This window comes from Xanthomonas sp. PPL134 (genome assembly GCF_040595915.1).
In the GTDB taxonomy this organism is placed as follows: Bacteria; Pseudomonadota; Gammaproteobacteria; order Xanthomonadales; family Xanthomonadaceae; genus Xanthomonas_A; species Xanthomonas_A indica.
In genome coordinates this window covers 235,516-247,077 of record NZ_JAMDLL010000004.1, presented here as the reverse complement: position 1 = coordinate 247,077, position 11,562 = coordinate 235,516, and the positions used below count along the sequence as shown (strand labels likewise).

The following is an 11,562-nucleotide window of genomic DNA, read 5'->3' as shown; positions in this document are numbered from 1 at the left end:
ATAAGGGGCTTCGCCCGCACCCTCATCCGCCCCTGCGGGGCACCTTCCCCCGAAAAGGGGGCCATGGTCCCGATGGGAAAAGGGAGAAGCCGAGCCCCCTCTCCCCCCGGGAGAGGGGTTGGGGTGAGGGTACGGAAGCGAAGCGCCCGCGCCGATCTGCGACAAGAGGCTCGCCCGCTCTCTCATCCGCCCCTGCAGGCACCGGACACCGGCCCGGCGAGCGGTGCCAAGCTGCAACCGCTGCAGGGCATTGCACTGACACGACGTCGCTGCGTCCGTCAGCACGTTGGCATCGCGGCATCCAGCGCAATCGCCGGCGCGCCCGGACGACACGACACGACGGCGTCGCAGCCGCGACAGCGAACGCAACGACAGCGCCCACCATCGCCCGTGGCACGGCGATTCATCGGCCTTCGGTATAGTCCCGCGCATGATCCTGCGCACGTCTCTTCTGCTGTTCGCCGCCGCGTTGTGCGGCCCCGCTTCCGCCCTCGCCCAGTCCCTGGACGCCCAGCGCCCGGCGATCCGCTCGGCGATCGACGATGCCGAGCAGGGCCGGTTCGATCCGGTCCGCGCCGCCGCGTTCAAGCAGCATCCGCTGTACGGCTGGCTGGAGTACGCCAACCTGCGCCGCACCATCGACAAGGTGTCCGATGCGCAGGCGCAGGACTTCCTCAAGCGCTACGCCGGGCAGCCGGTGGCCGAGAGCTTCCGCGCGCTATGGCTGCCGGCGCTGGCGCGGCGCGAGGACTGGCCGGCGCTGCTGGCGAACTGGAAACCCACCGAGAACCTCGGCCTGCGCTGCGCCCAGCTCAATGCGCGCCAGGCCACCGGCCGCGCCGACGCACAGTGGGTGGACGAGGCGCAGGCGCTGTGGCGCAACGCCGGCAAGTCGCTGCCCGACGCCTGCGATCCGGTGTTCGCGGTGCTGCAGGCGCGCGGCGGCATGACCGATGCGCTGCGCTGGGCGCGCGTGGAAGCGGCCGCCGACGCACAGCAACCGGCGGTGATGCGCGCCGCCGCGCGCGGCCTGCCCGCCGCCGACCTGGCGCTGGCCAACGACTACGCCGCGTTCCTGGACGCGGTGCATCTGCGTGCACTGAGCTGGCCCAGGACCGAGCGCAGCCGCAAGGTGGCGGTGGACGGGCTGGAAAAGCTGGCCAAGGCCGACCCGGATGCCGCCGAGCGGCAACTGCCGCAGTTCGCCCAGGCGCTGCAGTTCAGCGAGGCGCAGCGCGGCGCGGTGCTGTACCAGATCGCGCTGTGGACGGTGGCCTCGTACGGCCCCGATTCGGCGCGCCGGCTCAATGCCGTGCCCGAGTCCGCCTACGACGAACGCCTGCACGAGTGGCGCGCGCGCGAGGCGATGGCGCGCGGCGACTGGCCGGCGGCGCTGGCCGCGATCCGCAAGATGCCGCCGGCGCAGCGCAACGATTCGCGCTGGCAGTACTTCGAAGCGCGCCTGGCGGAGAAGACCGGCAATCCGAGCGAGGCGCAGCGCCTGTATCGCGCGGCGGCCAGCTCCGCCACCTTCCACGGCTTCCTGGCCGCCGACCGGCTCAAGCAGCCGTATGCGCTGTGCCCGTGGGAACCGAACGACAGCGCGCAGGCGCAGGCGGCGGTGGCGCGCGACCCGGCGCTGATCCGCGCGCTGGAGCTGTTCAAGATCGACCGCGCCGGCTGGGCGGTGGCCGAGTGGAACGATGCGCTGAGCCGCTTCGACGACACCCAGCGACGCCTGGCGGTGGAAGTGGCCAGCGCCAACGGCTGGTTCGACCGCGCGGTGTTCGGGCTGGGCAAGCGTCCGGAAGAGCAGCGCCTGTACACGCTGCGCTTCCCGCTGCACCACGCCGAGACCATCCGCCGCGAAGCCGGCAGGAACGCGATCGACCCGGCCTGGGTGGCCGCCGAGATCCGCGCCGAGAGCGTGTTCAATCCCAATGCGCGCTCGCCGGCCAATGCGATGGGCCTGATGCAGGTGGTCCCGGCCACCGGCGCCAGCGTCGCCCGCACCCTCAGCCTGGCCGGCTACGGCGGCGCAGCGAGCCTGTACGACCCGGACACCAACATCGCCATCGGCACCGCCTACCTGCGCCAGTTGCTCAACACCTACGGCCTGCCCTACCTGACCATCGCCGCCTACAACGCCGGCCCCGGCCCGGCCTCGCGCTGGCAGACCCAGCGCCCGGGCCACGACCCCGACTTCTGGATCGAGACGGTCAGCTACAAGGAGACGCGCGAGTACGTGGCGCGCATCCTCGCCTTCAGCGTGATCTACGACTGGCGCCTCAACGGCGACGCCCTGCCGGTCACCGAACGCATGCTCGGCAAGCTGGACGCGCCGCGGAAGAAGTTCGTGTGCGCGGCCGCTGGTGCGGCCGCCGGGAATGGGGAGTAGGGAATGGGGAATCGCAACGGCGCATCGCGTGCGACCACCCTGCATCCGGTGGTCGCAGGTCAGAACGACATCAGACCTGGCCGAGCTGCTTTTGCTTTTACCATTCCCGATTCCCGACTCCCCATTCCCGGCTTGCAATGAACACCTACCTCGTCGGCGGCGCCGTCCGCGATGCCCTGCTCGGGCAGCCGCCGGGCGATCGTGACTGGGTGGTGGTCGGCGCCACGCCGCAGCAGATGCTGGACCTGGGCTACAAGCAGGTCGGGCGCGATTTCCCAGTGTTCCTGCATCCGCGCAGCGGCGAGGAATACGCCTTGGCGCGCACCGAGCGCAAAGCGGGCCGCGGCTATCACGGCTTCGTGGTGCAGGCCGATCCGTCGGTGACGCTGGAGGAGGACCTGCAGCGGCGCGACTTCACCATCAACGCCATCGCCCGCGACGAGGCCGACGGGCGCCTGGTCGATCCCTATGGCGGCGTGCGCGATCTCGAACAGCGGGTGCTGCGCCATGTCGGCCCGGCCTTCGCCGAGGATCCGCTGCGCGTGCTGCGCGCGGCACGGTTCATGGCGCGGCTGGCGCCGCTGGGGTTCCGCGTCGCCGACGAGACCATGGCGCTGATGCGCGCGATGGCCGCCGGCGGCGAACTGGAGACGCTGGTGCCCGAGCGCGTGTGGCAGGAGCTGCGCCGCAGCCTGGCGTCCGCGCAGCCATCGGCGTTCCTGCGCACGCTGCGCGAGGCCGAGGCGCTGCGCTGGGTCCTGCCCGAACTGGATGCCCTGTACGGCGTGCCGCAGCGCGCCGAGTACCACCCGGAGATCGACACCGGCCGCCACCAGGAACTGGTCAGCGACATGGCCGCGCGGCTGGCGCCGGGCGACGCGCTGATCGGCTTCGCCGCGCTGACCCACGACCTGGGCAAGGCGCTGACGCCGCCGGAGGAATGGCCGCGTCACCTGATGCACGAACAACGCGGCCTGGCACCGCTGCGCGCGCTGTGCGAACGCCTGAAGCTGCCGCAGGAACACCGGCAATTGGCCGAGATCGCCTGCCGCGAGCATCTGAACGTGCATCGCCTGGCCGAGTTGCGCGACCGCACCGTGCACGAACTGCTGCAACGCTGCGACGGTTTCCGCAAGCCCGAGCGCATCGCGCAGCTGGCGACGGTGTGCGAGGCCGACAAGCGCGGCCGCCTCGGCAGCGAGGACGCCGATTATCCGCAGGGCCTGGCGCTGCAGCGCCTGCATGCGGCGGCACTGGCGGTGAACGCGCGCGATCTGGCCGCACAGGGGCTGAGCGGCCCGCAGATCGGCGAGGCGCTGGCCAAGGCGCGGATCGCGGCGATCGCCACGGCGCGGCGGGAGCTGCAGGCCGACACGCCCTGATCGCTGCCACGCCGCGCTTGCTCAGGCACGCCGCAGGAGTGGAATCAGCCTCGACAGGTTTCCGGGGGGATGGCCATCGCAACGGAAGCGAACATCCAGTACGAGTTAATGGCCCCACATGTAGGAGCGGCTTCAGCCGCGACCGGCATGATCGGGAAGGCCTGTCGCGGCTGAAGCCGCTCCTACGGGGCCATGACGTGCCCGCTTGATCATGGCAAGGGTAGGCATCATCCGTCACGACGCACCTGGACGAACGACGCGGCGGCGGTGACCGCCGCACTGCTCGCCAGGCGCGCGCTACGGCACCTGGATCGCCTCCCCGCTGGCCACGACCACCGTGGCGATCTGCGATGCGGCATCGCGGCTGTCCACGTCGGCGATCGCCCCCAGCAGCGTGCTGTTGTCCTGCATGTCCAAGGCGTCCCGATAGCGCGCGTTGGCCACATCGGTCAGTTGCAGGCCGAGTTCGCTGACGCGCAGCGCCGCCGCGTCCACCACGCCGTCGAGCATCTGCGCGCCCTGCAGCGCGATGCTGGCGGCGCGCGCGTTGGCGACATCGCCGAGATCGACCACGCCGGCGAATCCGTCCAGCGTGCCTGCCGCGTCGATCACCTCATCCACCAACTCGCCATCCACGATCGACACGCGCTGGGCCGACGCCGATAGCGCGCCTCCGGCATTGCCGCTGCGCCGCACGCGCAGTTCCGCGCTGGCGTCGCGCGCATCGATCATGTCCAGCAATTCGTCGACGAGTTCGCCCTCGACGATGTCCAGTGCCTGGACCCGGGCGTTGCCGGCATCGGCCATGTCCAGGCGCAGCTGCGCGCGGGCGAGCGGGCCCTGCAGGTCGACCGCCTCGTCGATCAGTTCGCCATGGACGACGGCCAGCGCGTCGCCGGTGACGTTGCCGCTGTCCGCGAACGCGACGTCGAGCGTGCCGCCGTCGATGGACCCGGCATCGATCGCCTCGTCGATCAGCTCGCCCTCCTCGATCCGCGCGGCCACGGCGTGCAGGTTGCCGGCATCCTCGAAGCGCACCGCCAACACCGCATCCTGTATCGCCCCCACATCGATCGCTTCGTCGATCAGTTCGCCGTCCACGATCCGCGCTTCGGCAGCGACCGCATTGCCGCTGCGCAGCAGCGTCACCGTGACATCGGACGCGAGCAGGTCGGCAGCGTCCAACGGCTCGTCGATCAGCCCGCCATCGCCGATGCGCAGCGCGCCCTCGACGCTGGCGTTGCCGGCATCGGTCAGGCGCAGGTCGATCGCCGCGTCCTGCACGTGCCCGGCGTCGACCAGTTCGTCGACCAGCACCGCGTCCTGGATGTCCAGTGCGCGCGCATCGACATTGGCCACGTTGGCGAGTCCGATCGCGATCTGGCCGCCCAGCCACGGCCCGGCGTGCACCACCTCATCCAGCAACTGGCCGGCGAACAGGCGGACCTCGTCCGCCGCCACAGTGGCCACGTCGTCCGCCTGCACGGCGACATGGCTGCCGCGCAACGGATGGGCGATCAGCGCACCCTGCAAGCGGCCGCCGCCGATCGTCAGCAGGCCACGATCACCGCGCACCCGGTCGCTGCGCTCCACGGCGACCGCGAGACAGGCGCCGTCGGCCGCCGCGACCGCTGCATCGCGTGGCGCGATGAGCCGTTCGCTGAGGCTGCCGCCGCCCAGGTGCAGGTGGCTCTGCGCGGTCTGCAGGCTGACGTTGGCCGAGTCGCGCAGGCGCACATCGAGACGCGCACCGTGCGCGATGGGGCCGTCGACCAACGTGCCGATCAGCGCGGCCTGCACCTGCCCCGCCGGCGCATGCAAGCTGCCGTCGGCCGCAAGCGTGTCCTCGCCCAGGATCAATCGCCCGGCCAGCGCCACGTTGGCGCTGTCCTGCACCAGGATCGCCAGCGTGGCGTCCGCACCGACACTGTGCACCAGCGTCGGCAACAACGACGGCTGCGCATGCCACTGCGCATCCTGCACGGCCTGGTTGGCCTGTCCGCAGATCGCGATGGCCAGGGTTTGCCCCGCGGGTACATCGAGCGGCGTGGCGAACCCGTAGGACTGCCAGGGCCCGCCGTTGCGGGCGATGAAGCGCCCGACCGCGGTCGGACCGGCGCACGCCACCGGCAACGCCGGCCGCCGACACGCCGCCGGTGGCGTCGCGGCCCAGGTCGGCCAGGCCGTGGCCCATAACAGCAGGACGGCCCCGGCGCGCATGCTGCCCGCGCCGGGCAGCTTCGACATCTGCACCTGCGGCTGCTCGGCCGTGCGACGCGGCGCATCGCCGCCGCCATCCCATTGCTTGCGCCAAGCCACGACGACGCGCGACATTCCGTCGAACCACCCTTCACCGCTGCCGCAAGAACGCGGCACCTTCCGTACGATGCGCATGACGATCTCCCCCTGTGGCGATCACCCGCGATCCTAATGCATGCGGGTGACAACACCGCGTGCCGGGAGCCAGAAGACTTTTAATCTTTTGCTCAACGGACATGCACAGCAGGATGGCGCAGCGGCTGGCAACGGCGTTGTCGGCATTTCCTCTCAGACCAACTACGCTGGCAAATGAGTGACGTGGATGCGCAGATCCACGCGCTGCCCACTCGTCGCACTAGCGCGCCTCAGTCCTCGGCGACGAAGAATTCGAAGAAGTCGCGCTTGTCCTCGGCGAAGGCACTGACCAGCCTGCCTTCGGGAATGCGCTTGACGCCGAGGCCGCCGACGCAGATGCCGAGGCGGCGAAACAGCGCGTAGCGCGGCCCGATCGCATGATCGGGATCGTGCGCCATCAACTGCGACAGTGCGCCCGGGGCATAGATGGCGATTCCCTCGACCATTGGGATCACGTGCCGGTTGAGCGTCACGTAGCACAGCGCCTTGCGTTCGTAGACCAGTTCGCAGCCTTCGCGTGTCTCGGTCACGATCTTCTGGATGTTGTCGATCACCGTGGTGAACGGCGCACCGTGCGCCTTGGCGATCTGGGCCTGGCTGCAGCCGAAACGGAATCCGCCCACGGCGGCATAGGATTGAATCGCGTAGATCACCGAACGTTCCTTGTGAGGTGGAGCGGAGCTGGCGCCTGCCTGCGCCCGCGCGGCGAGGGCGCGGCATCGCCGATGCTCCGGCGCCAGGCTACCGCAACTATCCACGGCCGGCGGCACGATGTTTCCCTACGCGCACCGACAGGCGGTGCCGGCAGCCGCTTACTCCATCGCGCCGGCGATCCAGGTATGCCGGACCTGCAACGCATCGTCCAGCAGCACCAGGTCGGCCTGGTAACCGGGTGCGATGTGGCCGTAGCGGTGGTCCAGGCCCACGCACTGCGCCGGGTACAGCGAGGCCATGCGTGCGGCCTCTTCCAGCGGTACGCCCAGCCACTGCACGCTGTTGCGCACCGCGCTGGCCATGTCCAGCGCCGAGCCGGCCAGGGCGCCGGCGGCGTTGCGCACCACGCCGTCGATGGCAGTGATGGTTTCGCCGTACAGATCGAACGCGGGGCTGTCGGCGCCGACCATCGGCATCGCATCGGTCACCAGGAATACGGTGCCGCGCGGCTTGGCCGCCAGCGCCACGCGCAGGCTGGCCGGATGCACGTGCACGCCGTCGACGATCACCCCGCACCAGGCGTTGCGGTCTTCCAGCGCGGCGCCGACCACGCCGGGATCGCGTCCCTGCAGCGGGGTCATGGCGTTGTACAGATGGGTGAAGCCGCAGATGCCGGCGTCCAGCCCGACGCGGGTCTCCTCGTAGCTGGCAGCGGTGTGGCCGGCGAACACGCGCGCGCCGGCCGCGGCCAGGGTGCGGATGCTGGCCGCCGGCACACGTTCCGGCGCCAGGGTGATCAGGGTGACGCCGTTGTCCAGCGAGGTCGCCATCGCCAGTTCCTCGGCGTCGGGCACGCGGAACTTGTCGGCGTTGTGGGTCCCCTTGCGCGCCGGAGCCAGGTACGGGCCTTCCAGGTGGATGCCGAGCACGCCCGGCACGCCCTCGGCGATGGCCTGGCGTGTCGCGGCGATCGCCGCGCGCATCACCTCCACGTCGTCGCTGATCAGCGTCGGCAGGTAGCCGGTGGTGCCGTAGCGGCGATGGCCCTGGCCGATGCGGCGCAGCGCCTCGACGTCGGTGCGGTTGTTGAACAGCACGCCGCCGCCGCCGTTGACCTGCAGGTCGATGAAGCCCGGCAGCAGGCTGCCGCCGCCCAGGTCGTGCTGCACCGGCGCTGCCGCCACGCGCGGGTCGGCGTCGTCGAGCAGGGCGAGGATGCGCTCGCCCTCCAACAGCACGCTGACGCCATCGAGGAAACCGTCCTCGCCGAGCACGCGGGCATTGCGCAGCGCCACCGTGGTCATCAGACGGTCTCCGTCACTTTGTTCAGGTGGGGCGGCAGGTCCGGGTTGTAGCCGCGACGCAGCGCCAGGGCGTTGATCGCGCGGTAGAAGCTCTGGATCGCCAGCAGCGGCGCGCAGGCCGGGTGCGGGGCAGCGACCAGCGGCAGGTCGCCGCCGGCGCTGGCCAGCCACACCTGCGCGCCGCGGCCGCGGAATTCCTCGGCCAGGCGCCGGGTACCCTCGCCCGCTTCGTCCGGCTGGTCGAACGCCAGCACCGGGAAGCCCGGGCCGACCAGCGCCATCGGCCCGTGCTTCACTTCCGCCGAGCTGTAGGCCTCGGCGTGCAGGCCGCAGGTTTCCTTGAACTTCAGTGCCGCTTCCTGCGCCGCCGCCAGGCCCAGGCCGCGGTCGAGCACGAACAGGTTGTGCGCCTCGACCAGGCCATCGGTCAGCGAACGCCAATCGGCCTGCCAGGCCGCGCGCAGGGCCTGCGGCAGTTCCTGCAGCGCGCCCAGCAGCGCCGGAGCGTTCTTCCAGTGCGCGCCGAGCTGCAAGATCGCCGCCAGCGACGCCAGGTAGCTCTTGGTCGCGGCCACGCTCTTCTCCGGGCCGGCGCCGAGCGGGATCACCGTGTCGGCCAGTTGCGCCAGCGGCGAGTCTTCGACGTTGACCAGCGCCACCACGCGCGCGCCGGCGTCCTTGGCGGCCTGCGCGTTGCGCAGCAGGTCCGGGCTCTTGCCCGATTGCGAGATCACCAGGTACAGCGCCCCGCGCAGTTGCAGCGGCGCCTCGTACACCGAGCCCACCGACGGCGAGGCCGAGGCGGTGACCACGCCGAGCTGGGTCTCGAACAGGTACTTGGCGTAGGTGGCGGCGTGGTCGGAACTGCCGCGCGCGCAGGTCACCACGAACGGCGGCGGATCGGCACGCAGCGACGCGGCGAGCGCGCTCACCGTGGCGTGGTTGCGTTCGAACTGCGCGGCGATGACCGCGGCGGCTTCCGCGGCTTCGCGGAACATCAGGGTGTCGGTTTCGGAGGGCAGCGCCATGGGCAGGGTCATGTGGGGTCGGGGGAGGAGGAGCGGCGGGAATGCGGCTGCATGGGGGCGGTCGAGCCGCGCACCACCAGTTGCGGCACGAAGCCCTGGTTGTGCACCGGCGCCGGATGGTCTTCGTAGGCATCGCTGCGCAGCTGGCTGATCAGCAGCCGTGCGGCGTGGCGGGCGATGTCCTCGGTGGCCTGCTTGGCGGTGGTCAGCGGCGGCCACGACTGGCGCGAGAACGGGCTGTCCTCGAAGCCGGCGATGGACAGGTCGTAGGGCACGTTCATGCCCGCCGACTTGGCCGCGGCCAGCACGCCGGCGGCGATCTCGTCGTTGGAGCCGAAGATCGCCGTCGGCGGTTCGCGCAGCGCCAGCAGCCGCCGCGCGCCACGGAAGCCATCGTCGAAGGTGTAGTCGCCGGGGATCACCAGGTGCTTGTCCAGGGTGATGCCGTAGTCCTTCAGCGCCGCCTCGTAGCCGGCATAGCGCTCGCCGCTGGACCGGTGCGAGGTGCCGCCCCACAGGAAGCCGATGCGCTGGTGGCCGAGCTGGATCAGATGCTCGGTGATCTCGTAGGCGGCATCGCGGTCGTCGACATAGACGCACGGGCCGTCCTGCGGATCCTCGGTGGCGGCGATGATGCGCACGGTCTTGATGCCGCGCGCGGCCAGCGCCGCGACCAGGTCGGCGCGCTCGGACATCGGCGCGGTCAGCACCAGCCCGGCCAGGCGCGAGCGCTGGGTCCATTCGGCCAGTTCCTCGGCGAGCATCGGCGCGGTGGAATCGCAGGGATGGATCTGCAGGCCGAAGCCGGTCTCGCGGCAGGCAGCGAGTACGCCGTTCTGCACGCCGATGATGTGGTACGGATTGGGGTTGTCGTACACCAGCCCGATCACGAACGGCGTGCCGCTGCGCAGGTTGCGCGCCGACGGATCCGGCTCGTAGTCGAGTTCGGCGATGGCGTGCAGCACGCGCGAGCGCGTGGCCTGCATCACCGAGGGTTCGTTGTTGATGACCCGCGAGACGGTCTTCAGCGACACCCGCGCCCGTTCGGCGACGTCTTTGATGGTGGGTCTGCGCATTGGAATGAGTTTGCCGAGTTGGAGAAAAAGCGCGTCAGCTCACCGCGCGCCCTGGCCCACGCGGTGACCGCGCAGTGCGAAGAACAAGATGTACAGGTAGCACGCGATCATCAAGCCGGCGAAGACCACCTGGAAATCGAAGAACTCCTTCAGATGGGCGAACAGCTGCGGAACCGCCGCGCCGCCCACGATGCCCATGATCAACAACGCCGCGCCCTTCTCCGTGAACTTTCCCAGCCCCTTGATGGCCAACGGGAAAATGGCCGGCCACATGATGGCGTTGGCGAATCCGAGCGCGGCGACGAACGCGACCGAGACATAGCCGCCGGTCAACATCGCGCACAGCGAGAACACGATGCCGAGGCCTGCCGAAATGGACAGGTACTTTTCCTGGGAGATGTACTTCGGGATCAGCACCAGGCCGACCAGGTAGCCTGCCAGCATGCAGGCCAGCGTGCCGATGGTGAAATACTTCGCGTAGTCGAGCGAGAGGCCGAGGCTGTTGCCGTAGATGCCGATCGCATCGCCCGCCATCACCTCGGCGCCGACGTACACGAAGATGCACAACGCGCCAAGCCACACGTGCGGAAACGCGAAGATGCTGTCGCGGCTGCGCTCGTCGGAGGCCGACGCGTTCGCCTTCTCGGCGCTGATCTCGGGCAACGGCGAAAACAGGATGGCGACGGAAAGCACGGCAAGCACGCCGGCGATCGCCATGTAGGGGCCGTGGATGCGACCGGCGAACTCCTGCAACAGCAGTTCCTTCTGCGCCGGCAGCACCTGTTCGATCCGGGTCGAAAAATCCTCCATCCCGTGCAGGACCACCTTCGCCAGTCCATACGTGGCCAGCGCTCCGGCCACCTTGTTGCAGATGCCCATGAGCGCGATACGGCGCGCGGCGCCATCGATCGGTCCGAGGATGCTGATGTACGGATTGACCGCAGTCTGCAGCAAGGCCAGGCCGCCGCCGATGATGAAGATGCCGCTCACCGCCCCCACATACGACCGGGCATTGGTGAACTGGCCGAAGATGGCGGCGCCGATCGCCATGATCAGCAGGCTCAGCGCCAGGCCCTTTTTCATGCCGGTCAGCTTCAGGATGAACGAAGAAGGCAATGCCAGGCAGAAGTAGGAAATGTAGAACGCGCTCGGGATGAGGAACGCGAACGTGTCGCTGACGTTGAAAGCGACCTTGGCGAACAGGATCAACGGCCCGTTAATCCAGGTAAAGAAGCCCATGATGAAGAACAACAGGCCGACGATGGCGATGGAGGCGTAGGGACTGGCGGGCCGTGCGGTGGTCATGGGCGGGCGTGCTCCGGGTGG

The 11,562-nt window shown here is 69.9% G+C and carries 8 protein-coding genes; 2 read left to right on the top strand and 6 right to left on the bottom strand.

Annotated elements, in window-relative coordinates; all coding sequences use genetic code 11:
• Positions 1 to 430 precede the first annotated feature (430 nt).
• Both M3U25_RS10915 and M3U25_RS10910 read left to right on the top strand, forming a co-directional pair.
• A complete protein-coding gene (locus M3U25_RS10915; protein WP_355498844.1) occupies positions 431 to 2,398 on the top strand; it encodes a transglycosylase SLT domain-containing protein in 1,968 nt (655 codons plus the stop codon).
• 137 nt (positions 2,399 to 2,535) lie between these two features.
• Entirely contained in the window at positions 2,536 to 3,780 is a 1,245-nt protein-coding gene (locus tag M3U25_RS10910; RefSeq protein ID WP_355498847.1) for a multifunctional CCA addition/repair protein, read from the top strand.
• Positions 3,781 to 4,077: 297 nt separating this feature from the next.
• Here the strand turns inward: M3U25_RS10910 and M3U25_RS10905 are convergent, their stop codons facing one another.
• The 6 genes from M3U25_RS10905 to M3U25_RS10880 form a co-directional block, all read right to left on the bottom strand.
• Positions 4,078 to 6,114, bottom strand: coding sequence for a hypothetical protein (locus M3U25_RS10905; RefSeq protein ID WP_355498850.1), 2,037 nt, complete (start codon positions 6,112 to 6,114; stop codon positions 4,078 to 4,080).
• A 290-nt stretch (positions 6,115 to 6,404) separates the two neighbouring features.
• Positions 6,405 to 6,944: a hypothetical protein gene (locus M3U25_RS10900; RefSeq protein ID WP_355498853.1), complete on the bottom strand. Its 540-nt coding sequence runs from the start codon at positions 6,942 to 6,944 to the stop codon at positions 6,405 to 6,407.
• A gap of 42 nt (positions 6,945 to 6,986) precedes the next feature.
• Positions 6,987 to 8,132, bottom strand: coding sequence for an N-acetylglucosamine-6-phosphate deacetylase (nagA, locus tag M3U25_RS10895; protein WP_355498856.1), 1,146 nt, complete (start codon positions 8,130 to 8,132; stop codon positions 6,987 to 6,989).
• Positions 8,132 to 9,160: an SIS domain-containing protein gene (locus M3U25_RS10890; protein WP_355499252.1), complete on the bottom strand. Its 1,029-nt coding sequence runs from the start codon at positions 9,158 to 9,160 to the stop codon at positions 8,132 to 8,134. The genes nagA and M3U25_RS10890 overlap by 1 nt, the downstream gene beginning before the upstream one ends.
• A gap of 8 nt (positions 9,161 to 9,168) precedes the next feature.
• Positions 9,169 to 10,236, bottom strand: a complete 1,068-nt coding sequence (locus M3U25_RS10885; RefSeq protein WP_010343153.1) for a LacI family DNA-binding transcriptional regulator — start codon at positions 10,234 to 10,236, stop codon at positions 9,169 to 9,171.
• 39 nt (positions 10,237 to 10,275) lie between these two features.
• Positions 10,276 to 11,541, bottom strand: a complete 1,266-nt coding sequence (locus M3U25_RS10880; protein ID WP_355498860.1) for a sugar MFS transporter — start codon at positions 11,539 to 11,541, stop codon at positions 10,276 to 10,278.
• Between the last annotated feature and the right edge of the window lie 21 nt (positions 11,542 to 11,562).

What these genes read in the sequence shown, in the direction of transcription:
- M3U25_RS10905 (WP_355498850.1), bottom strand. Translation starts at nt 6,114, where the DNA reads ATGTCGCGCGTCGTCGTGGCTTGGCGCAAGCAATGGGATGGCGGCGGC.
- M3U25_RS10915 (WP_355498844.1), top strand. Translation starts at nt 431, where the DNA reads ATGATCCTGCGCACGTCTCTTCTGCTGTTCGCCGCCGCGTTGTGCGGC.
- M3U25_RS10885 (WP_010343153.1), bottom strand. Translation starts at nt 10,236, where the DNA reads ATGCGCAGACCCACCATCAAAGACGTCGCCGAACGGGCGCGGGTGTCG.
- nagA (WP_355498856.1), bottom strand. Translation starts at nt 8,132, where the DNA reads ATGACCACGGTGGCGCTGCGCAATGCCCGCGTGCTCGGCGAGGACGGT.
- M3U25_RS10890 (WP_355499252.1), bottom strand. Translation starts at nt 9,160, where the DNA reads ATGGCGCTGCCCTCCGAAACCGACACCCTGATGTTCCGCGAAGCCGCG.
- M3U25_RS10880 (WP_355498860.1), bottom strand. Translation starts at nt 11,541, where the DNA reads ATGACCACCGCACGGCCCGCCAGTCCCTACGCCTCCATCGCCATCGTC.
- M3U25_RS10910 (WP_355498847.1), top strand. Translation starts at nt 2,536, where the DNA reads ATGAACACCTACCTCGTCGGCGGCGCCGTCCGCGATGCCCTGCTCGGG.